The sequence below is a fragment of the Streptomyces sp. NPDC101166 genome (genome assembly GCF_044768125.1).
Classification (GTDB): Bacteria; Actinomycetota; Actinomycetes; order Streptomycetales; family Streptomycetaceae; genus Streptomyces.
The window spans coordinates 234,326-255,526 of sequence record NZ_JBIWPF010000001.1 but is presented as its reverse complement, the minus strand read 5'-3'; the positions used below and the strand labels follow the sequence as shown (position 1 = coordinate 255,526).

General features: G+C 71.5%; 21 protein-coding genes and 3 pseudogenes. 15 read left to right on the top strand and 9 right to left on the bottom strand.

Features of this window, described 5'->3' with window-relative positions; all coding sequences use genetic code 11:
* Positions 1 to 156 precede the first annotated feature (156 nt).
* Both ACIRS4_RS01190 and ACIRS4_RS01185 read right to left on the bottom strand, forming a co-directional pair.
* The gene (locus tag ACIRS4_RS01190; RefSeq protein WP_404188175.1) at positions 157 to 1,002 is read right to left on the bottom strand and encodes a class I SAM-dependent methyltransferase; all 846 of its coding nucleotides are present in this window, start codon (positions 1,000 to 1,002) and stop codon (positions 157 to 159) included.
* A gap of 13 nt (positions 1,003 to 1,015) precedes the next feature.
* Positions 1,016 to 1,627, bottom strand: coding sequence for a YdeI family protein (locus ACIRS4_RS01185; protein ID WP_404188172.1), 612 nt, complete (start codon positions 1,625 to 1,627; stop codon positions 1,016 to 1,018).
* A gap of 70 nt (positions 1,628 to 1,697) precedes the next feature.
* On the opposite strand from ACIRS4_RS01185, the gene ACIRS4_RS01180 reads away from it, so the two are divergent.
* On the top strand, positions 1,698 to 2,249 hold the full coding sequence (locus ACIRS4_RS01180; RefSeq protein WP_404188168.1) for a YciI family protein: 552 nt from the start codon (positions 1,698 to 1,700) through the stop codon (positions 2,247 to 2,249).
* Positions 2,250 to 2,416: 167 nt separating this feature from the next.
* On the top strand, positions 2,417 to 3,541 hold the full coding sequence (locus ACIRS4_RS01175) for an AI-2E family transporter (protein ID WP_404188165.1): 1,125 nt from the start codon (positions 2,417 to 2,419) through the stop codon (positions 3,539 to 3,541).
* A 115-nt stretch (positions 3,542 to 3,656) separates the two neighbouring features.
* On the opposite strand, the gene ACIRS4_RS01170 is transcribed toward ACIRS4_RS01175, so the two are convergent.
* Both ACIRS4_RS01170 and ACIRS4_RS01165 read right to left on the bottom strand, forming a co-directional pair.
* The gene (locus ACIRS4_RS01170; RefSeq protein ID WP_404188162.1) at positions 3,657 to 4,451 is read right to left on the bottom strand and encodes a class F sortase; all 795 of its coding nucleotides are present in this window, start codon (positions 4,449 to 4,451) and stop codon (positions 3,657 to 3,659) included.
* Between the two features lie 123 nt (positions 4,452 to 4,574).
* Positions 4,575 to 5,003 carry a sortase gene (locus ACIRS4_RS01165; RefSeq protein WP_404188159.1) on the bottom strand — a complete coding sequence of 143 codons (429 nt, stop codon included), beginning with the start codon at positions 5,001 to 5,003 and terminating at the stop codon, positions 4,575 to 4,577.
* Between the two features lie 635 nt (positions 5,004 to 5,638).
* Between ACIRS4_RS01165 and ACIRS4_RS01160 the strand changes: the two genes are divergently transcribed.
* On the top strand, positions 5,639 to 6,082 hold the full coding sequence (locus tag ACIRS4_RS01160; RefSeq protein ID WP_404188156.1) for a universal stress protein: 444 nt from the start codon (positions 5,639 to 5,641) through the stop codon (positions 6,080 to 6,082).
* Positions 6,083 to 6,324: 242 nt separating this feature from the next.
* On the opposite strand, the gene ACIRS4_RS01155 is transcribed toward ACIRS4_RS01160, so the two are convergent.
* On the bottom strand, positions 6,325 to 6,588 hold the full coding sequence (locus ACIRS4_RS01155) for an SHOCT domain-containing protein (RefSeq protein WP_404188153.1): 264 nt from the start codon (positions 6,586 to 6,588) through the stop codon (positions 6,325 to 6,327).
* A gap of 576 nt (positions 6,589 to 7,164) precedes the next feature.
* Between ACIRS4_RS01155 and ACIRS4_RS01150 the strand changes: the two genes are divergently transcribed.
* Complete coding sequence (locus ACIRS4_RS01150) at positions 7,165 to 7,962, top strand: dienelactone hydrolase family protein (RefSeq protein WP_404188150.1); 798 nt, start codon at positions 7,165 to 7,167, stop codon at positions 7,960 to 7,962.
* 67 nt (positions 7,963 to 8,029) lie between these two features.
* Here the strand turns inward: ACIRS4_RS01150 and ACIRS4_RS01145 are convergent, their stop codons facing one another.
* Positions 8,030 to 8,638, bottom strand: coding sequence for a superoxide dismutase (locus ACIRS4_RS01145; RefSeq protein ID WP_404188147.1), 609 nt, complete (start codon positions 8,636 to 8,638; stop codon positions 8,030 to 8,032).
* A gap of 821 nt (positions 8,639 to 9,459) precedes the next feature.
* Between ACIRS4_RS01145 and ACIRS4_RS01140 the strand changes: the two are divergent.
* The 5 genes and pseudogenes from ACIRS4_RS01140 to ACIRS4_RS01120 all read left to right on the top strand — a co-directional run.
* Positions 9,460 to 9,954 (top strand): annotated as a pseudogene (locus ACIRS4_RS01140) (universal stress protein); the annotation flags it as partial.
* Positions 9,955 to 10,003: 49 nt separating this feature from the next.
* Positions 10,004 to 12,403: a glycoside hydrolase family 65 protein gene (locus ACIRS4_RS01135; protein WP_404188144.1), complete on the top strand. Its 2,400-nt coding sequence runs from the start codon at positions 10,004 to 10,006 to the stop codon at positions 12,401 to 12,403.
* Between the two features lie 113 nt (positions 12,404 to 12,516).
* Positions 12,517 to 13,386, top strand: coding sequence for a potassium channel family protein (locus ACIRS4_RS01130; RefSeq protein ID WP_404188141.1), 870 nt, complete (start codon positions 12,517 to 12,519; stop codon positions 13,384 to 13,386).
* 154 nt (positions 13,387 to 13,540) lie between these two features.
* Positions 13,541 to 13,894, top strand: a complete 354-nt coding sequence (locus ACIRS4_RS01125) for a hypothetical protein (RefSeq protein WP_404188138.1) — start codon at positions 13,541 to 13,543, stop codon at positions 13,892 to 13,894.
* Positions 13,792 to 14,064 carry a hypothetical protein gene (locus ACIRS4_RS01120; protein WP_404188135.1) on the top strand — a complete coding sequence of 91 codons (273 nt, stop codon included), beginning with the start codon at positions 13,792 to 13,794 and terminating at the stop codon, positions 14,062 to 14,064. The genes ACIRS4_RS01125 and ACIRS4_RS01120 overlap by 103 nt, the downstream gene beginning before the upstream one ends.
* A gap of 30 nt (positions 14,065 to 14,094) precedes the next feature.
* On the opposite strand, the gene ACIRS4_RS01115 is transcribed toward ACIRS4_RS01120, so the two are convergent.
* Positions 14,095 to 14,997 carry a universal stress protein gene (locus tag ACIRS4_RS01115; RefSeq protein ID WP_404188132.1) on the bottom strand — a complete coding sequence of 301 codons (903 nt, stop codon included), beginning with the start codon at positions 14,995 to 14,997 and terminating at the stop codon, positions 14,095 to 14,097.
* Between the two features lie 347 nt (positions 14,998 to 15,344).
* On the opposite strand from ACIRS4_RS01115, the pseudogene ACIRS4_RS01110 reads away from it, so the two are divergent.
* Positions 15,345 to 15,594: pseudogene (locus ACIRS4_RS01110) on the top strand (pyridoxamine 5'-phosphate oxidase family protein); the annotation flags it as partial.
* Positions 15,516 to 15,835 (top strand): annotated as a pseudogene (locus ACIRS4_RS01105) (glycine radical domain-containing protein); the annotation flags it as partial. The pseudogenes ACIRS4_RS01110 and ACIRS4_RS01105, both read left to right, overlap by 79 nt.
* Here the strand turns inward: ACIRS4_RS01105 and ACIRS4_RS01100 are convergent.
* Complete coding sequence (locus ACIRS4_RS01100) at positions 15,798 to 16,523, bottom strand: CBS domain-containing protein (protein ID WP_404188129.1); 726 nt, start codon at positions 16,521 to 16,523, stop codon at positions 15,798 to 15,800. The pseudogene ACIRS4_RS01105 and the gene ACIRS4_RS01100 sit on opposite strands and share 38 nt — an antisense overlap.
* 75 nt (positions 16,524 to 16,598) lie before the next feature.
* Positions 16,599 to 16,994 (bottom strand): hypothetical protein, encoded by a 396-nt coding sequence (locus tag ACIRS4_RS01095; protein WP_404188126.1) that lies wholly within the window; start codon positions 16,992 to 16,994, stop codon positions 16,599 to 16,601.
* A 281-nt stretch (positions 16,995 to 17,275) separates the two neighbouring features.
* Here ACIRS4_RS01095 and ACIRS4_RS01090 point away from each other — a divergent pair, with 281 nt between their 5' ends.
* The 4 genes from ACIRS4_RS01090 to ACIRS4_RS01075 all read left to right on the top strand — a co-directional run bounded on the left by ACIRS4_RS01090 (position 17,276) and on the right by ACIRS4_RS01075 (position 21,200).
* Positions 17,276 to 17,980 carry a response regulator gene (locus ACIRS4_RS01090; RefSeq protein WP_404188123.1) on the top strand — a complete coding sequence of 235 codons (705 nt, stop codon included), beginning with the start codon at positions 17,276 to 17,278 and terminating at the stop codon, positions 17,978 to 17,980.
* Positions 17,981 to 18,358: 378 nt separating this feature from the next.
* On the top strand, positions 18,359 to 18,871 hold the full coding sequence (locus ACIRS4_RS01085; protein WP_404188121.1) for a flavodoxin domain-containing protein: 513 nt from the start codon (positions 18,359 to 18,361) through the stop codon (positions 18,869 to 18,871).
* A gap of 355 nt (positions 18,872 to 19,226) precedes the next feature.
* A complete protein-coding gene (locus tag ACIRS4_RS01080) occupies positions 19,227 to 20,132 on the top strand; it encodes a universal stress protein (protein ID WP_404188118.1) in 906 nt (301 codons plus the stop codon).
* Between the two features lie 45 nt (positions 20,133 to 20,177).
* The gene (locus ACIRS4_RS01075) at positions 20,178 to 21,200 is read left to right on the top strand and encodes a zinc-dependent alcohol dehydrogenase (protein WP_404188115.1); all 1,023 of its coding nucleotides are present in this window, start codon (positions 20,178 to 20,180) and stop codon (positions 21,198 to 21,200) included.
* Position 21,201: the final 1 nt, after the last annotated feature.

Genomic DNA, 21,201 nt, shown 5'->3' with positions numbered 1-21,201 from the left:
CGTCGCCCGGACACCGGCCGTCGGCACGCATCCGTGACCACCTGACCGCACCCGCCCCCCGCCCGCGAGCCGACCGCACCCGAACGGGCGCGCCGAGCATCCGGCCCCCGGCCGGCAGCGGCTCACCGCACCGCTGTCTCCGGCCGGAGCGAGCACTCAGGGGCGGGGTTGCTTCCACCACACGAACACCTCCGTGCCGGGCAGGCGTTCGCTGAAGCGGCCGGTCGGGGAGGCTCGGCGCAGCAGGCGGCGCAGGTCCGTCTCGAAGGCGTCGCGGCGGGGGCCGAAGAGGTGCGGGGCCGCGTACGACATCGAGAACATCCCGGCGACGACGTCGTCGACCGTGCGGTCCCACACCTGTCCGCCGGGGACCACGTGACGCTCGGGGCCGTGGAATCCGGCCCCGGCGAGGACGGCCGCCTCGCCGCCCGGCGTTCCGTGCGGCAGCACGCCCCGGCCCGCGCGCCGGACGGGCCCCAGGTACCGCTTGACCAGCTCCTCCATGCCCGGGTACGGCACCTCCGGCCACGGCAGGCCGTCGACGCTCCTGGTCTCCGCCTTCAGGTCGGAGACGTGCACCAGCGCCCCACCGGGTACGAGCATGTCCCTGACCGTCGCGGCCACCAGGTCACGGTCCATCCAGTGGAACGACTGACCGAACACGGCGACGGTGAACTCTCCCAGCCCCGCGGGGAGTTGCTCGGCCCGGGCCCGCACCCACCTCGCCTTGCCGGCCACACCCGCCCCGGCTGCCCCGCGCTCCGCCTCGGCGATCATCCCGCCGTCCGGATCCACGCCGACGACCTCGCCGAACCGGTGGGCCAGGGGCAGGGCGAGCGTGCCCGGCCCGCACCCCACGTCCAGCAGGCGCCCCCTCCCGCCCAGCCCCAGCGCCTCGGTCAGCACGTCCACCAGCCCGGGCGCGTACGGCAGCCGCCCTCGCGCGTAGTAGGCCGCCGAGCCCGAGAACAACGTCTCGTCCCACTCCCACCCGTCCACCACGCCCCCACCCCCGTCACTGCGCGTACGGCTTCTCGCCCTTCGCCAGCATCGCCACGTACTTCTCGATCCGGCGCGCCCGGGTCTCGGCCCTCTTGGCGTCCTGGACCCGGTACAGGATCGCGTAGCGGTTCTGCCGGTCCAGTGTCTCGAAGAACCGAGCCGCGGCCGGGTCGGCGGCCAGGGCGGCCGCGAGGTCGTCCGGTACGGTGGCGGTCCTCGCGCCGTCGTAGGCCGCCTCCCAGCGGCCGTCCGCCTTGGCGCGGTCGACCTCGGCCTGCCCCGGCGGACGCATCCGGCCCTGCTCGATCAGGGCGTTCGCCTTGTCCCGGTTGATCTTGGACCACTTGCTGCGCGGTGTGCGCGGGGTGAACCGCTGGAGCCACCACTGGTCGTCGAGCTTGGCCTTCTGGCCGTCGATCCACCCGTAACAGAGTGCCTCGTCGAGCGCCTGGGCGTAGTCCAGTGCGACGATTCCGGGCCCCTTCTTGCGAAGCTTGAGCCAGATGCCCGGTGAGACGGCGTGGTTCTCACCGAGCCAAGCCCGGAACGCCCCGGCGGATTCGAACGCGACGGTCTCCAATTCCTGAGTCACCCCGGCAGCGAACCACACCCAGCCGGTCGTCATGAAGCATTCGGGCAGTCGAGATCCGGAAACCCGCTCGACCCGCTCACCCCGTCGACGAGATCCTCGGGGCATGGAGTTCCTCTGCCACCACCGCGACCGCCCCGGCTCCCTGCCGCTGCGCGACGAACTGCTGGAAGCGCACTGGTCCTACATGGACCGGTACGCGAAGGAGATGATCGCTCGAGGGCCGACGTTCGCGGACGACGGTGACACGCCCACCGGGAGCGTGCACATCCTCGATCTGCCCGACACCGCCGCTGCCCGAGCGTTCGCCTTCGACGAACCCAACTACCAGGCCGGCGTCTACCGTGACGTGCTGCTGCGACGGTGGCGCAACCTGCTGGGGCGCACCATGTGGGACTTCCCCGGGGGCCGCAGCGGTGGTGACCGGTTCCTGGTGCTCGGCCTCGGCGCGGGCGAGGCCGTCGACCTCGCCGTGCCGGCGGAGCAGGACGAGCTGATCGCGTACGGGCCGCTGCTGTCCGACGACGGCGCCGGCTGGCTGGGCACGGCCGCGCTGGTCCGCGCGCCGGACCCCGATGCGGCCCGCGCCGTCCTGACCCCGGACCGGTACGCCGACGTCGAGGTGCACAACTGGCAGTTCGGCGGACGCCCGTCCTAGAGGCCTTGTTTCAGGCGCTCTGAGGGCCCCGAGCGCGATGAACGTCCGGCGGCGGGCTCGCCCCCGGCCGCGCCACCGGTCCGTCCGGCCGCCGGGGGCCGTCAGGGAGCCCTTCGGGCGAATCACGCGCCCGACCGGCGACGCCCCGGGCGGCCGGTGGTACGTGCATGGGGATGTCCACACACTCCGATCCGCCCGTGCCGCCGACCGGGCGCACAGGCGGCGGCACGAGCGGATCGGGCGCCGCCCGGCCCCGGGTGCCGGGCCTGCTGCGCCTCGCCGCCGCCTACGCCTGGCGTCTCCTGGTCGTCGGCGTCGTCGTGCAGGCGGTCTTCTCCGTGCTGGGGCAGTTCCACCGCGTCGCCGTCGCCGTCTTCCTCGGACTCGTCGTCACCGCCGTCCTGCGCCCCGTAACCGGTCTCCTCGCCCGCGTCCTGCCCCGCCCGCTCGCCGTCGCCGTCGCGCTCGTCGCCGGCATCGCCCTCGTCCTCGGCGTGCTGGCCCTGGTCGGCGAAACGGTCGCGGGACAACGGGCCGGGCTGGAGAAGGAGTTCGTCTCCGGTATCGACCGGATCGAACACCGGTTGGAGCAGCCGCCGTTCCGGCTCGACCCGGGCGCGCTCGACGACGTCCAGTCCCGCCTCGGCAGACTGCTGTCGAGCCACCGCTCCACCGTCATCAGCACGGCGCTCAGCGGGGCGAGCCGGCTCCTCGAAGTGCTGACGGTGCTGGCCCTCGCGGTGTTCTGCTCGGTGTTCTTCACCCACTCCGGCGACCGGCAGTGGCGCTGGTTCTGCGCCCAGCTCCCCTCCGCCGCCCGCGAGCGGGTCTCGGTCGCGGGCGGAGCCGCGTGGCGGACCTTCACCGGCTACACCCACGGCATCCTGCTGGTGGCCGCCACCAACGCGGTGCTCGTCGGCATCGCCCTGTCCGTGCTGCGTGTGCCGCTCGCGGTGCCGCTGGCGCTGCTGGAGTTCTTCGCCGCCTTCATCCCGCTGATCGGCTCCCCGATCGCCCTCGCGGTCGCCGCCGTGGTCGCGCTGGCGTCCAAGGGCGCGCTCACCGCGCTGCTGGTCGTCGTCCTCATCGTGGTGATCGGGCAGATCGAGGGGCATGTGCTGCACCCCGTCGTGATGAGCTGGGCCGTCCGGCTGCACCCGGTGGTGGTGGCGTTGTCGGTCGTGGGCGGAGCGGTGGCGGCGGGCGTGGTGGGCGCGGTCGTCGCCGTGCCGCTGGTCGCCGTCGCATGGTCCGTCCTGCAGGCCCTTCGGGAGCTCCGGGCGGATTCCTGAGGGCTGTCCCGTGATCCCTGGTGGATCAGCGTGCGGCGTCAGGTGCGGTAGCTGTCGTCGCACGCCCGCCAGGGATCACGGGACAGCCCTTGGCCTCGCGGGCCCGGCCGTCGGCCTACCTCACCGCCGTGAGCGTCGCGTACACCACGACGTTGCCCCGGTAGCCGGTGGTCGCGGCATAGCCGCCGCCGCAGGTGATGACCCGCAGTTCGGGACGGCCGGAGCTGCCGTACACCTTCTCGCTGGGGAACTTCCGCTTGTCGTAGACCTCCACCGCGTCGACGGTGAAGACGGCCGTGCGCCGGTCCGCCCGGTCGACCTCGACGGTATTGCCCTTGGACAGCGCGCCGAGCGCGTAGAAGACGCCGCGTCCGCCTCCGCGCAGGTCCACGTGCCCCGCGGTGACGGCGGTCCCCGTGGAGCCGGGAGCGGTGCCGTCGGCGTACCAGCCGGCGAGGTCGGGCCGGTCGCCGGGCGGCGGGATCAGCGCCCCGGACGCGTCGAGGTCGAGCCTGGTCAGGGGGGCGTCCACGCCGATGGCGGGGATTCGCAGCCGGAGCGGCGCTGAGCGGGGCAACGGCTGGACGCCGGAGTGTGCCGCGGACGAGCCACCGCCGGACGCGGAGCCGGGCGACCCCGGTGCCCCTGTCGGGCCGGGCGACCCGGCCGAGCCCTGTGACCCCTGCGAGCCGGCCGACGTCGACGAGCCCGGTGAGGTCGGCGGGCCGGCCTTCCCCGCCGGGCCCGCCGGGGCGGGGAAGGCCTGGCCCGGCGACGGCTGCGGCGGCGGAGCGCCCTCGTGCAGCGCGCCCGTGACCAGCAGGACACCGCTCAACAGCGTCCAGGTCAGCAGCCTGACCGAAGGGACGTACGTCGGCGGGGTGGTGCCGGAGTCATGCCCGGGTGCCATCGCGGATGAGCCTCTTGCTGTGTGGCGGGCGAGAGTCGGGAGGCGGAGCGGGATTCGTTCGCGTGCGGGCCCCGGCCCCGGCGTCGAGCCGGTGCCGGGGTCCGTGCGGCGGCGCCCCTGTGCTCAGGCCCGGCCCGCGTTCGAGCGGCGACGCGCCCTCACCGTCCATCCGGCGGCAGCGGCGGCGACCAGCGCCCCGCCCAGGGCGAGCTGACCGGTCGACCCCTGTGCGTCCCCGAACCCCGCCTCCACCGCGCCGTCGGGCCGGCGGCCCGAGAGGTCGTAGGTGTCCGTGATCTTGGTTCGCGGGGGGCACTTGACGGTGACGGTGTCGCTGTCGGGCGCCGTGCCCTCGGGCACCGTGAACTTCCCGGTGAGCACCCCCTTGCTCTCGCCCTCGAACAGGTGGAACGAACCCGCCACCTCCGACTCGCCCTTGCCGTAGGTCACGTCCTCGCCGCAGGCCGTGGTGCTGACCGTGACCGTGGAGCCGGACGAGCCGCTGCGCGAGCGGATGTCGAGCCCCGAGTCGTCGGCGGCGGCTACGGGCATCTGCAGAGCCAGGGCACCGACGACCAGGCCGATACCAACGCCAAAGTGTGTCTTACGCAAGGGAACCCTCCAGTGAAGCAGCGTCCGGCCTGTCTGGCGGCGCCTCTGTTGTACGCCACTGACGAGGCAACAGACCCTCCGTCACCTCCGCAACATGACGCATGCCCCGACGTGTCACCCGCCCAGACTCAGAACCCCCCTGCGCACGGCCGTTCGCGCAGCTCAACGAAACGACGTCCGCCGCGACGGACACCCCGTCAGAAGTCGGCGAACAGCCTAACGACGCCCACCGGAAGGTGACCGCGTCCGCTCGGCGACGGGGTGTCAGAACACCGGCCGGGCGTTCCCGCCGCAGGGGGCTGTAGTGCCTCGTCCAGCGCGGCCGCCGCCGCGAAGCCGGTCTGGACGAGACGATCGTGAACGAGGCGCGTGCCGCCCACTGCATCGACATCACCGAGGCCCGCGCGATGTGTGCGCCTCACCACCTAGGACACGGTCCAAGGGCGCTCACGGCCCCCGTCGTCCGTCATGCCGCCGGATGCCCATCTGTGGCGATGTGGCGATGGGTCCCGCAGCGTGGGAGAGAAGGGACGGGCCTGCCCTGCGGGCACAGACACCGAAGGAGAGTGGGACGCATGGACACGGATGTCTCGGAGCCACGGGTGGTGGTCGGTGTCGACGGGTCGCAGTCCTCGTACGAGGCTTTGCGCTGGGCGGTGCGCTATGCCGGCCAGGTCGGGGGCAGGGTGGAGGCCGTCGCGGTGTGGGAGCTGCCGGGCCTGTACGGCTGGTCCGGTCCTGCTGTCGACCCGCAGGTCGACGAGGACGAGACCCGTCAGAAGATGACTCAGGAGCTGGCCGACGTGCTCGGTGCGGAAACTGCCGGCTCGGTGCGGACCCATGTGGTGCACGGCAACGCCGCCGATGTTCTGTTGCGGGCCGCCGCAGGAGCCGAGGTCCTGGTGGTCGGCAGCCGGGGCAGGGGCGGGTTCGCGCGTGCGCTGCTCGGCTCTGTCAGCCAGCATGTGTCGCAACATGCGAGCTGCCCGGTCGTGATCGTACGTTCCCAGAAGCAGTGACCTGTGGCTCCGGGCCGTCCGGGGCCGGCTACCGGAATGCCGCGGGAATCTTCTGCTCGGTCGTCTCGTGTGACAGTGCTCGCCACATACACCGGTCCCCAGGCCCGTGCGGGCCGTACCACCCTCTTCGACGGCGATCCGGACCAGCCGGCCCACCCTTCCCGGTCGGGCGTCTCGAACGGCGAGGCGGTGAGGACACCGCGACGACCGGGACGAGGGCCCGCTGCCTGAGCACGACCCGTTCAGGTGTTGGTGAGAGGGCCGGTGTGCAGCGCGGTGAGGCGGTGCTGGTACTCCTCTTCGTCGATCTCACCGCGGGCGAAGCGTTCGGCGAGAATCTGCTGCGGTGTGGCTGCGGCGGAGGTGTGAGTGCGTTCGTAGGGGCGGTTGACGGCGCGGAGACCCAGCACGAGGGCTGTGACCACCAGCGCCCAGAACACGACCATGCCGATCGACATCCCGAACCAGCCCCACCCGCTCATGTCGTGGGCGTACCAGAACATCATCGTCACTCACCTGCTTCGGCCTGTCGGTGACCGGGCGCTGGACGGGCTCCCGGGGACTCATTGCCTTCACGTCCATCATCGCTCTCCTCGGTGAGGCGGTCTGGGGCCGGACGGCCCAGGACCTGGGCCACCCAGCCCTTACCGGGCAGGGGCACCTGAACGCAGGCTGAAGAGCGACCCGTGGACCCGGCCGGCGTTGGTCAGCCGCCCGGAGAGTCCGACCAGGGAGGTGGTGTCGGACCACCACAGGCCGACGGCGGCCACGGCTCCGGTACAGATCAGCAGCTGGGCAACAGCCCAGAGGAGCGGGGCGTGGTCGGGCCGGGCCGGCCGAGATCATTCTCGCGAACCACGCTGTGGGCTGGGGGCCTGGCGTCGGCTTTCTTCGGTGGACTAGGTTGTGGGGATGACTACCGGGACGGCATTGCGCCACACACGGATCGGTGACCCGGTGCTCTTCTGAGCGCCGTGCGGGCCAGTGCGAGCCCGCTGTTCGATCGAGGAATGTGCGCTGCTGCGCGGGCGCCGCCTCCGTCGTGTTGATCACAGGACACATCAACCACGACAGGAGAGTTCATGCCCACCACGATGCTGCAGATTCCCACTGCGGACGGCCAGGCCGATGCCTTCGCCGCCTTCCCCGACGACGGCGAGCGGCACCCCGGCGTGCTGATGTACGCGGACGGCTTCGGCATCCGGCCCGTGCTGCGGGAGATGGCCCGCGAACTGGCCGGCCATGGTTACTACGTGCTCGTCCCCAATTTCTTCTACCGGCACGGCCCGGCACCTGTGGTCGAACTTCCCGAGCACATCGGAGAAGGGGCCCGGACTGCGGTCATGGGTCAGGTGATTCCCCTGATCGAGGCGCACACCATCGAACGGACCCTGCGCGACGCCGACGCCTTCCTCGGGTTCCTCACCACCCAAAACGAGGTCAGCGTCGGACCCGTAGCGGTGACCGGCTACTGCATAGGCGGCCTCCTTGCGGTGCGCACCGCCGTGGCCCACCCCGGCCAGGTGGCCGCCGTCGCCGGATTCCATGCCCCCGTGGGCGCCGCCGGGCCCGACAGCCTGCGCCGCCTCACCGCCCAGGCTCACTTCGGCCACGCCGAAACCGACCTCACGCCCGAGGTCCTCGCCGAACTCAACCAGGCTCTGGACGCCGCAGGTGTCGACTACACCTCTGAGATCTACCCCGACACCGTCCACGGCTTCACCATGGCCGACACCGACGCTTTCCACCCCGCCGGACTACAGCTTCACTGGGACCGCCTGCTCCCCCTCCTCGGTCGCACTCTGGCCAACTGCACGGCGTTCGTGGGCATCAGTGCCTGTTTCTCGACCTCGGATCTGGGGCGGCCTGAAAACCGGTGACGACGCAGAGCGGGCCGGGGAGCCTCAACGCTTCCCGACCCGCTGGTGGCTCGGTGGTGGTGCTGGGTCAGGCGCTGGTCGCTGCGGCGAACCGGTCGGCGACGTCTTCCCAGTTGACCAGGTCCCAGAGCTTGGTGACGTAATCGGGGCGGACGTTCTTGTACTGCAGGTAGTAGGCGTGTTCCCAGGCGTCGAAGACCAGCAGTGGGGTGGTGCCCTGGCCGACGTTGCCGTGATGGTCGTAGACCTGCTCCACTGTCAGGCGCTTGCCGAGCGGCTCCCAGGCGAGCACGCCCCAGCCGGAACCCTGGACGGACGCGGTTGCGACGGTGAGCTGCTTCTTGAACGCTTCGAAGCCGCCGAGGTGTTCGTCGATGGCGTCGGCGAGGGCGCCGTCGGGGCGGTCACCGCCGTCGGGTGAGAGGTTCTGCCAGAAGATCGAGTGCAGGACGTGGCCGGAGAGGTTGAAGGCGAAGGTCTTCTCCAGGCCGATCAGGCCGGTGGGCGTGATCTGGTCCTTGTCGCGGATCTCGGCGATCTGTTCGAGGGTGTCGTTGGCGCCCTTGACGTAGGCGGCGTGGTGTTTGGCGTGGTGCAGTTCCAGGATCTGCCCGGTGATGGCCGGCTCCAGCGCGGCGTAGTCGTAAGGCAGGTCGGGAAGCGCGTAGGTGCCCATCAGGCACGTCCCCTTTCCGGGTGAGTGATCGTCCGGGGACAGCCTATGCCTCTATTGCTAAGAGGTTGCAACAACAATGGAGATGCATCAGCATGATCTGTGGCGGGGTCGGTGCCCATGGTCGGCTCGCCGCCTCCGCCGAGGAACGGGTGACATGGTGGAGCAGGTTCTCCACCGGCTCCTCGGGTGCCTGTTCGGCCGTGCACCTACGTCCTCGGCGTGCTCGCGCGTCGGCTCAGATCCGCCCGGGTGCGCCTGCTCGACCTGTACGCACCCCACGGCGCGGGCGAAGTGCCCTGACGGGATGGACTACCGCCACGAACCGCCCCAAGGGCTGGATCCACAACACCGGGCGAAGCACCTGACGTGCATGGCCATGGCCCGTCAGACAACCGACCGCCCTGCCACCACCGGTTGTCTTCACCAGGAACGGCACGGTGAGCACGCCGTTGGCCAGTTCAGCGCTGACGTGCGGTGTCCGCGTTCGGCGGCAGACTCGTGCGATGGTCGAACTGCCTGACATGACGGGTCTGCCGCCGAACCACACCCGTGCGTTCCTTCTCCTTGATCTCACCGTGGATTCCGAGCTCGCCCTCGCCCACGCCCAGCCACTCCCAATTCACCGCCAACCGGGGAAGGCCGACTCCATCAACCGGTCCATGCGGGTGTGCAGTTCCTCCAGTCCGCGGAAGGGGCCGAGGTGTGGTCCCCAGCCGATCCGCGTGTCACGCAGCCGTTCCAGATGTCGCGACGGGCCCAGGGCGGTGCGACGGTGGTCACAGGAGGTCTCGCGGTTGCCGGACAGGAAGGCGGTGGGGACAGTGGAGCTCCCGCCTGCCGTGGGTGCCGACGGATCGGAATCCAGCCTGCAGGCCGTGGACTGGGCGGCGGACGAGGCGGCACGCCACGGGCTTCCGTTGCGACTCGTCCACGCCTCCCTGTGGGAGCGGTACGAGGGAAGCCGCCCGTCCTTCACCACCGACCGCCCGGCCGAAGAGATCCTGGCGGAGCACATCGCCGCGTCCGGCGCGGAACGAGCCCAACTCCGCAAACCGGAGCTGAAGGTGTCGAGCGAGGTGCTGCCCGACGACGCTGTGGCCGTGTTGCCGCACTCGGGCCATGAATCCTTCGCCCTGGTCACGGGGTCCCGCCGCCGCGGTGAACTCGTCGGGATGCTGCTGGGGTCGGTCAGCCTCGCGGTGGCCGCTCGCGCCGTCTGCCCGGTCATCGTGGTCCGCGGCGGAGAGCGGAACCGGCAGGGCTCCTTCGGCCGGGTGGTGCTCGGAGTCGGCGACGCCGCCGAGAGCTCGGCCGCAGCCGTTGTCCCGCAGCACGTGCGGTGACGGGAGAGGGGGAGGCCGGCGGATGTCGGAGTGGATATGGGAATACGAGGGCTACGACCCTGCCGCCGAGCGGTTGCGTGAATCGCTGTGCACCCTCGGCAACGGCTACTTCGCCACCCGCGGCGCGGTGCCCGAGTGCAGAGCGGGCCTGGTGCACTACCCAGCCACTTACGCGGCCGGGGTCTACAACCGCCTGGAGTCCACCGTGGCGGGACGCCAGGTGGTGAACGAGGACGTGGTGAACCTCCCGAACTGGCTGCTCCTGCGGTTCCGTCTCCGCTCCGCCGACGGCACGGCGGGCCCGTGGTTCTCTCCCGACGTGCGTCTCCCGTTCGACCACCGGCACTCCTTGGACCTGCGCCGTGCCACGCTGACGCGCACGTTCTGGTTCCGGGACGGCAAGGCGGGTGCGCTGAGTGTGGAACAGGTCCGCCTTGTGCACATGGCGGATCCTCACCTGGCCGCGATGCGGACCGTGTTCACCACCGAGGAGTGGTCGGGCGAGATCGAGGTCGAGTCCGTCCTCGACGGCGACGTCATCAACAGCAACGTGCACCGCTACCGGTCCCTCAACCGCAACCACTTGGCCCATGTACGGACCGGGACCGTGAAGGACGACACGACGTGGCTGCGGTGCCGCACCAGCACCTCCTATGTCGGCGTCGGTATGGCGGCCCGTACAGTCGCCCCAGGACAGCGGCCGACATCGTCGGAGCTGCGTCCCTCCCGTCGCCGCGCCGTGCACCGGCTGGTGCTGCCGATCGCTCCGGGCCGCCCCGCCGTCGTGGAGAAGACCGTGGCCCTGCACACCTCACGTGACAGGGCGATCAGCGACCCGCTCGAAGCGGCGCTCGACCGGGTGAGCGCGGCTCTCGGATTCTCGGAGCTGCTGGACTCCCACGTCGCGGCGTGGGCGCGGTTGTGGCGGCGCGCGGACATCCAGGTGCCCGGCGATGCGGGCCGCGTTCTGCGCCTGCATCTGTTCCATGTGCTGCAGACGTTGTCGCCGCACACCGCGGAGCTGGACGTGGGGGTGCCGGCCCGGGGGCTGCACGGCGAGGCGTACCGGGGCCATGTCTTCTGGGACGAGCTGTTCGTCCTGCCGTATCTCGACCTGCACTTCCCGGAAGTCTCCCGGGCGCTTCTGAACTACCGGTACCGGCGCCTGCCGCGGGCCTGCCAGGCTGCGGCCGCGGCCGGCCGGGCCGGGGCGATGTACCCGTGGCAGAGCGGCAGTGACGGCCGTGAGGAGACTCAGGAGTGGCATCTCAATCCCCGCTCGGGGCGTTGGTTGCCGGACCACTCCCGGCTCCAGCACCACGTGGGCACGGCCATCGCCTACAACGTGTGGCAGTACTGCGAGGCCACCGGCGACACCGAGTACCTGCACACCAGGGGTGCGGAGATGCTGTTGCAGATCGCCCGCTTCTGGGCGGACATCGCCGACTTCGACCCCGGCACGGGCCGCTACCAAATCCGCGGCGTCGTCGGCCCCGACGAATATCACGACAGCTATCCGGGTGCCGCCCTGCCGGGACTGGACGACAACACGTACACCAACGTCACCGCCGCCTGGGTTCTCGTCCGCGCCCTGGACCTCGTGCGGCGCCTTCCCGCGTGGCGCCGGGAGGACCTGTTCGATCGTGTCCGGCTGGACGGCGGCGAACTTCCCAAGTGGGAGGATGTCTCCCGGCGGTTGCGGGTGCCCTTCCACCGGGGTGTCATCAGCCAGTTCGAGGGCTACGACGACCTCGCCGAGCTGGACTGGGACGCCTACCGGGCCCGTTACGACGACATCCGCCGACTGGACCGGATCCTGGAGGCCGAAGGCGATTCGGTCAACCGCTACAAGGCGTCCAAGCAGGCCGACGTCCTCATGCTCGGCTGCCTCTTCTCGCCCGCCGAGCTGCAGCACCTGTTCCGGCGCCTCGGGTACCGCCTGGACGACGACATCTGGCGCCGGACCGTCGACTACTACCTGCACCGCACCAGTCACGGCTCCACCCTCAGCGGACTCGTCCACGGCTTGGTCCTCGCCAGGGCCAGACGGGCCGAGGCGTGGAGTTACGTCCACGAGGCCCTGGAGGCCGACATCGCCGACATCCAGGGAGGCACGACCGGCGAAGGCATCCACCTCGGGGCCATGGCCGGAACCCTCGACCTGATCCAGCGCGGCCTGACGGGACTGGAGACACGCGAGGACGCCCTGTGGCTGGACCCGGTGCCTCTTCCGGCGCTCTCCGAGTACGGGCTCTCGTTGCGCTATCGCGGTCACTGGGGTGTCGGCCTACGGCGCCGGAGCGGGCAACTGGAGATCGATGTGCCCGACTCGGAGGAGTCGCCGATCCGTGTGGTGCTGGCTGACCGGGCCGTGACCGTCGCGCCGGGGGAGACATGCACGCTGGTGCTGCCGACGAGCTGATCCGGTGGGATGTGGCCTGTGGGCGTGGTGATTCGGCCTGCGGCGGTGTTGCCTTCGGCCTACGCTCCCAGAGCGGGGTTCGGCTTCGGGGATCAGAGCCGTGGGAGACGCGCATGGAGTGGTTGGTCTCACTGGTGGGCGCGGGTCTTGTCATGGTCACCCTGCGAGACCTGTTCCATACGCTCTGGCACCCCACCCGCCACGGCGGCCTGAGTCGCCTCGTCATGACGGCGCTGTGGGGACTGGCCCGGCGTTTCCGTGCCCGCAGGCGTGTGGTCGGGCTCGTCGGACCGCTCGCCATGGTGGCGGTCGTGTGCATGTGGGCCGGCACCGTCATCCTTGGCTGGGCGATCGTCTACTGGCCGCACATGCCTGGGGCGTTCACCTTCTCGCCGGGTTCCGAGGCCGCGCAGGAATCGGCGCTGCTCGACTCCCTGTACCTGTCGCTCGTCACGGTCGCGACGCTCGGGCTGGGAGACATCGCCCCCGGTGAGGGGTGGCTCCGCGTGGTGTCGCCCTTGGAGGCGCTCGTCGGGTTCGCCCTGCTGACAGCCACGGTCTCCTGGGTGCTGGAGATCTACCCGGCGCTGACCCGCAGAAGGGTCCTGGCCATTCGGCTGGCGCTGCTGCGCGACGTGGATCCGACGCAGCGGCAGATCGACTGCACGGCCGGGGCCATGCTGCTGCACAGTCTGGCCATCGATGTCGTACGGGTCCGCGTCGACTTCACCCAGTACGCCGAGGCGTACTACTTCCATGACGGAGAGGACAACTCCTCGCTGGCGGCCATGGTCGGCAGCGCCGCCACGCTCGCCGAGCGCGGACAGGCAGCCGGGCGGTCGGAGGTGCGACTGGCGGGTGACGTGCTCGCCGATGCGCTCAAAGATCTCGCCACCATCCTTGATCAGCGCTTCCTCCACACGGGAGGAACACCCACGGACGTTTTCGCGGCCTACGCCGCCGACCACGGACGGGCCTCGTGAACCGGCGCAGGGGCCGCAGGACGCCCGACGCGGACGTCGGCGGCCCCCCGAGAGCGATCCCCCGGGCGGGTCCGTCGGGCCTGTCGTCGGACGAGGCCGCGCGGCGGCTGGAGTTCCATGGTCCAACGAGATCCCGGCGGAGCCACGGATCCCGGTGTGGCATCGGGTACTGCAACAGCTGCGCGACCCGCTGATCCTCGTCCTGCTCGCGGCCGCCGCCCTGACGGTCGCCACCGGCGATCTCTCCGACGCCGCCGTCATCCTGCTCGTGATCACCGTGAACACCGTGGTCGGTGTCGTCCAGGAAGTACGGGCGGAGCAGGCGGTGATGGCTCTGTCCGCGATGAGCGCCCCCGCCGCCAGGGTGGTGCGGGACGGCGAGGAACGCTCCGTTCCGGCCGCCGAGTGGTGCCGGGCGACCTGGTGCTCCTGGCCGAAGGGGACATCGTTCCCGCGGACGCAGACGTGCTGGCCGCGGCGTCGCTGCTGGCGGACGAGTCCTCGCTGACAGGTGAGTCCGTGCCGGTGGAGAAAGCCCCTGACCAGGACGCGTCGCGCGGTGCGGTGTCGGCGGGCACGATCGTCGTCCGCGGCCGGGGACGTGTCGTGGTCACGGCCACCGGCGCCGGCAGCGCGCTCGGCCGGATCGCCGCCCTGAGGGCGCCGCACCCGGTCTGAGCTGAGCCGCCGGGGATGGTCCGGAGGCCCTCAGCCGTGGGCCACGACGGCGACGGGGCAGTTCGCTTGGTGGATCACCGTGTGGGCGACGGGGCCGGTGCGCAAGCCGAACGCCGCGTCGCTGATACGGCGGCCGACGACGAGCAGACTCGCACCGGAGGAGGCGTGCACCAGGCGGATGCCCGCCTTCCCCTCCGTGACCGTCTCCGAGACCTCGACCTCGGGAAACTTCTCCCGCCAGGGCTGGAGCACGGCCATGAGGAACCCGTGCCACTCCTCGTCGAGCCGGGGGGCGTCCAGGAGCCCGATCTCACCCGAACCGAGCGAGAGGGGCGAGGGATCGGCCCGGGCGGACACGGCGTGCAAGGTCGCCCCACGCATCCGGGCCGCCTCGAAGGCGAACCCGATCACCTCGTCACACGGATCGCCGAGATCGAGACCGAGGACGACCTCACGGTACGGCATACGCGTCGGCGCATTGCCCGCATGGTCCGGCAGGGGCTCGCCCTCCTGTCTCTCACCCGCGCGGACGAGGACGACGGGGCGGCCGGCCCGCGCCACGACCGTCTGGGCGACCGAGCCGACGAGGAACCCGGTCAAGCCGCTCAGGCCACGGGAGCCGAGCACCAGCATCTCGGCCCGGTCCGCAGCGTGCAGCAGTGCGGTGCTCGCGGGACCGTTCACCTGTACGTCGGTGACGAGGGCTCGGGGGCAGGTTCGCGCGATGTGCTCCCCGGCCTCGTGCAGGACCCGCCGTGCGGCATGTCGGCGTACGGCTTCGCCCGCGGCGGAGCGGGTGCTGGGCGGGCTCCAGTTCGAGGCATGGAGGAGATGCAGCGACAGGCCGCGACCCACCGCTTCGCGGGCTGCCCATGCGGCGGCGGCAAGGCTCTCAGCGGATCCGTCGACTCCGGCGACGATGGGTCGTGGCATGGGCGCGCACCTCCGTTGTTCACCTGTGGACCCTCGCACGGTCCAGGCCTTTCGGCTCCTTCTCATCGTTGTACCGCGTCGCGCCGCGAGGGAGGGGCCGTCCGGTCCGGCAAGAGCCCGGACGGCCCCTGTGCGGTGCCCACAGTCCTCCGATGGTGGGGTTCGGCGTGGAGATGCGGTGGGCGGCCGGCCCGCTGGGGATCGGGCGGCGCCTTTCGCCCCAGGGCGGAGCGCACCCCGGCATGGGCCGCTTTCGGACACAGCGGGACTCCCGGCCCCTCCTCTCCGGTGCCGAGGCGACGGACGACGGAGGGCGAGCGTCGTCCTGCGTGAGAGACGGACCGGCTGTGTATCCCGACGATGGATTCCGTGAACTCGGTCGGCAGGAAATGTCTGGGCCTGTCGGCGAAGATGTCCGTCGGCCGCATCGTGTACACCCGGCAGGCCCTGCCCGCGGTCCTGCCGGTCGACGTCTGTCTGGACGACGACGGTGCGGTCCTGCTGCGCACCGGCGCGGTTCGGGAACTGCCCCATGCGGTCGACGGGGCGGTGGTCGCCTTCGAGGCGGACGAGGTCGACGCGGCCGCGCGGGCCGGCTGAAGATGAACGGCCGCGACCGGCACGGGATGGTCGCCTCCGCGCTGTCGGTGGCGAAACTCCCGTACGAGTGCGCCCGCGACGGCATTTCCCCACCTCGACCGTCACACCTGAGGGCCTCGGTCACGACCCGGCCCAGCGTGCCGCGAACCTGGCCGGCATCCTCGACGCCTACATGACCTCCGGCGGCTTCCACATGAACGTCAACGTGCTGAACCGGGCGACGCTCGTGGACGCCATACGGGTCGGCCCACGGGGCGCGGCTCGGCCGGGCGGCCGTCGTCGACGCTGAAGGTCAGGCCGTTGACCACTCCGACGGCCCCTTCGACCCGCCAGGCCGATCGGATCGCCGGGGGGATGTCGCTCCGGCGTTCCAGGCGTCCCTTCAGCGTGACCACGCCGTCCCGGACGAACACGGTGACCGCCTCGCAGGACGGGCCGAGGGCGGCGACCAGGACGTCGTCGATCACCTGCCTGCGGATCTCCTCGTCCGTGCGCAGGAAGACACGCAGGAGGTCGCGGCGAGTGGCGATGCCGATGAGGCGATCCTCCTCGTCCACGACGGGAAGCCGCTCGATGTGGTGACGCTCCATCATCCGGGCTGCCTCCGGAACCAGTTGCTCCGGATGCATCGTGACCGCTGGTGAGGACATCAGCTCCGCCGCGACGAGTCCCGGTGCCCCGTCCGCCGGCACGCGCATCGGACGACGCAGGCCCGGCAGCCGTATCCGCCGGTCCGCGCGGTACGCCTGCCCGCGGACGAGGTCGGTCGCCGAGATCACCCCGACCACCTTGTCGTCCGCGTCGACGACGGGCAGTCCGCTGATCCGGTGCCGGTCCATGAGCCGTACGAGATCCTTGAACGTCGTCTGCCGGTTGGCCTGGACGACCTCACGGGTCATCACTTCTCCGACGGTGTGGGTCTTCACGCCGCTCTCCTTCTCTCCCAGGACCTCGGGCCTGGTGCGGGAAGGCAGACCCCTCCCGCACCCGGCTCCAGGTCCCTACTCCTGCCGTCCGTCCGCCGGGCCGCCGCGCCAGGGCGGCGGCGTGGCCGACTTGCGGGCCGCGTCCCCGCGGTGCGCGACCCGCTCCACCTGGCCCCGCAGCCGGTGCTGCAGCCGGTCCGCGAGCTCGTGGGCGGTGGCCTCCTCGGCGTGGACGACCACGAGGTCGCGGCCGACCCGGATCTCGGCCGTGACCGTCCACGGGTGCCCGGCATGATGAGCCGTGGCCTTCTCGATCCGCACCTCGCCGCTGACTGGTGGAAGGCCCGACCTGCCGAGGACCGCGTCGACCTTGGTGCGGACGTAGGCGAGCGCCTGGTCGTCCACGCCGCCCGTGCGTCGCACCCGCACGGGGGCGGGCGTCTGCCGGATGCCGGTGTCCCTGACGGTCATGTGTTTCACTCCTTGTGATCGTTTCCGCGGCTCCAGCCTGACGCGCGCACCCGTCCCGGCCCCAGGGCCACCCGGCCCCGGAACCGGGACCGTGGGGCCCCCGTCACCCGCTGCCGGCCGGCATTCCCGTTCCTCGACCGGCGGCGGCAGCGCGCACCCGGAAACAGGGTCGATCGGCCCTGGGCAGACGATCCCGGATCGGGGGAGGATCTCCCGAAAGGCGACCCATCGCGGCCATATGGCATGGGCATGGAACGGCCTACGCGGAACAGGAGCATTCGATGGCGGACGGCGAGCAGCCCGGACCCGACAACCCGATCCGGGTCTTCCTGCTGGACGACCACGAGGTGGTACGGCGCGGGGTGCACGACCTGCTGAACGACGAACCGGACATCACCGTGATCGGCGAGGCGGCAACGGCGGAGCAGGCCCTCGTCCGCGTCCCCGCTCTGCGCCCGCAGGTCGCGGTCCTGGACGTGCGTCTGCCGGACGGCGACGGTGTCACGGTGTGCCGGGAGCTGCGTTCGCGCATGCCGGATCTGGCCTGCCTGATGCTGACCTCGTTCGACGACGAGGAGGCGCTGCTGGACTCGATCATGGCGGGGGCGTCCGGCTACGTACTGAAGCAGATCCAGGGCTCCGACCTGGTGTCGGCCGTCCGCACGGTTGCCCGGGGCCAGTCCCTGCTCGACCCCAGCGCCACCGGCAAGCTGATGGCCCGGCTGCGCGGCGGACAGCAGAAGGAAGAGGAACCGGACGCCCTGCCGGGTCTGACCGACCGCGAGCGGGAGATCCTGGCGCTGATCGGCGAAGGGCTGACCAACCGCCAGATCGGCCGGCGCCTGTACCTGGCCGAGAAGACGGTGAAGAACCACATCTCCCGGCTCCTCGCCAAGCTGGGCGTGGAGCGGCGCATCCAAGCCGCCGTGATCGCCACCGAGGCACGGGACCGGCTGAGGCAGGAAGGCCACCGACGCGACACCTGACACCGCATGGCAGCCGGCACCGCCGGCGGCGAAGCCCGACGGACCGAACGTCCCTCAGCTCGCGCCCGTCCGGCTCAAGCCCCTCCCGATCACCCGCGTGCAGGCCGGGAACCCGCCTCGGCCGCATCGCCGGGAACCAGCGATCCCGCCGGCCGGAGCGCCTCATCAGGACACGCGTCCTGCTGCGCGAGCACACTAGCGGAGCAGGACGACGGTCTGCGTCGTCACGTCGCTCACGATGTGAGGGTGTCCCGAGTCCCCGACAGGGCGTCACCCATCGGCTGGACGACGCGCGCGACGGAGGAGTCGGCGCAGCACGGCGTCGCCGACGCCCGGCTGCGAAGGAACTGAGACCGACGTGAGAGGAGGCGGACCACCATGCCGGACAGCGTGCTGGTCGCCTACGGGACGACGAACGGATCGACCGCGCGGATCGCCGAAGCCGTCGCCGAGGTCCTGCGCAGGGACGGACTCGCGGTCGAGGCCCGCCCGGCCCGGTCCGTGACGAGCGTGACGCCCTACGACGCCGTGGTGGTCGGCGGCGGACTGTACACCGGCCGCTGGCACAAGGACGCGCGCCGTTTCGTCCGTCGCCACCGCCGCGCCCTCGCCGAACGGCCCCTGTGGCTGTTCAGCAGCGGCCCGCTCGACGCCTCGGCCTCCGAGCGGGACATCCCGCCCGTGGCGGGCGTGAGGAAGGCCATGGACCGACTGGACGCCAGGGATCACGTCACCTTCGGCGGCTGCCTGGAGGAAGGCGCGAAGGGATGGGTCGCCCGGATGATCCTCCGCTCCGGCAAGGGAGGGGACTTCCGGGACTTCGCCGCCGTCGAGGCGTGGGCGTCCCGCGTCGGCGCGGAGCTCGTGGGCGAGTGGGAAAGGAGTCGTTGAGCCAGTTCCTTGCGGCTCGCGTCGGTGAGGCATGTCCCGCATGCCCCGAGAGGCCGCAAGGTTCCGGCGCGATTCCTCACGCCTGGGGGGACGCGAGAACTCGCGCAACGGCCGCCGTCCTCACCGACACACAGGGCGGCGGCCGTCCACGCAGGGCAGTTCCATCAGGAAGGGCCCGCATGAACGCGCCTGACCCGGACGGCACTTGGCCGAAAGACCGCAGGATCGCAGATGGGGCCGTTCGGCCCTCTGCCGCGGACCCAGCGGCCTCTCCCCGCCTGCCGTCCCGGGCGGCGATGCTGACAACGGATTCCCCCACCCATGGCGCTTGAAGCGCCCGTAGGAGGTACGCACCATGTTCCGCACTGTCACCGTGGGTCTCGACGGCTCGCGCGAGAGCCTGGCCGCCGCCGAGTGGGCCGCCCGCGAGGCGAAGCTGCGTGAGCTGCCGCTGCGGCTCGTCAACGTCTGGGAGCCGGTCCCCGAGCCCATCGCGCAGGCGCCGCTGCTGGGGGCCGAGACGCAAGCGCACTGGAGCGAGCGGATTCCCCGGGAGGCGGCCGCCGGCCTCCGGCTGCGTCATCCGGGCGTCGAAGTCACCGTCGAGCAGATCACGGGCCGGGCGAGCGACGTACTGGCGGCGGAGGCGAAGGACGCCGAGCTGCTGGTTCTCGGCTCCCGGGGGATGAGCGGCATCGGCGGCTTCCTGGTCGGCTCCGTCGGTCAGGCCGTCGTCGCGCACGCCGAGAGCCCCGTGGTCCTCGTCCGGGCCTGGGAGCAGGCCGCCGACGAGCACGAGATGGACCCGGCGGGCATCCCTTCCGCCGCGACCGGCTTCCGGCCCGTGGTGCTCGGCCTCGACACCGCCAGGCCGGACGACGCCGTGATCAGCTTCGCCTTCGAGGAAGCGGCCCGTCGGCAGACATCCCTGCGGGTCGTCCACGGCTGGAACCTGCCGCCCCACTACGTCTCCAGCCTGCCTGCCGCTCCCGGGATCGGGGTGGAGCTGGGCCGGCTGGACGCCTCCGCGCTGACCGCGGTGCTGCGCCCGTGGAAGGAGAAGTTCCCCCAGGTGGCGGTCGTCGAGGAGTCCTGCTGCGGCAGCCCGGCAGACCACCTGGTCGACGCCGCCCGCGAGGCTTCCCTCGTCGTCGTGGGCCGCCGGATCCGGCGCAGCGCGTTCGGCACCCACATCGGCTCCGTCACCCACGCCGTCCTGCACCACGCCACCGCGCCCGTCGCCGTCGTCGCGCACGACTGACGCGACCGAGACAACCGGCCCGAGGCACTGAGGAGAGCAGGGATCATGAAGGCAGCGGTCGTACGAGCGTTCGGGGAGCCCCTGGTCATCGAGGAGCGCCCGGACCCGGAGCCCGGCGCCGGTCAGGTCCGCGTCCGGGTGGAGGCGTCCGGGCTGTGCCACACCGACATCCACGCCGCGCACGGCGACTGGCCGGTCAGGCCGAACCCCCCGTTCGTCCCCGGTCACGAGGGTGTCGGCCTGGTCGAGGCCCTCGGCGACGGCGTCACCCACCTGTCCGTCGGACAGCGAGTGGCGGTGCCGTGGCTGGGCAAGGCGTGCGGGCGGTGCGAGCACTGCCTGTCCGGCTGGGAGACGTTGTGCGAGCAGCAGGTCAACACCGGCTACGGGTGCGACGGCGGGTACGCGGAGAAGATGCTCGCCTGGGCCGACTTCGCGCAGCCGGTCCCCGACGAAATCACCGCCGCCGAGGCCGCCCCGCTGACCTGTGCGGGCGTGACCACGTACAAGGCGCTCAAGGTCGCGGGCGTTCATCCCACCCAGCTGGTGGCGATCTCCGGCATCGGCGGGCTCGGGCACCTGGCCGTGCAGTACGCGAGGATCGCCGGGGCCACCGTCGCGGCCATCGACGTCACCGACGAAAAGCTCGAACTCGCCCGGGAGCTCGGCGCCGACCTCGTCATCGACGCCCGCAAGGAGAACGTGGGCGAGGTGCTCAAGCGGCACGGCGGGGCGCATGCCGCCATCGCGCTCGCCGTGAACGAGGCGGCGTTCGCCGCGGTCAACTCCGGGCTGCGGCGCGGGGGGAAGCTCGTGATGGTCGCCCTGCCGGCCCACGGCACGATCCAGGTCCCGATCTTCGACACCGTCCTGAACGGCACCTCGGTGATCGGCTCGATCGTCGGCACGCGACAGGACCTCGCGGAGGTCTTCCGGCTCCACGCGGCGGGACGCACCGAGGTCATCTACGAGACCCGTCCGCTCGCCGCCGTCAACGAGTCGATCGACGCGGTGCTGCGCGGCGAGATCAAGGCCCGGATCGTCTTCGATCTCGGCATGGGAGGGTGAG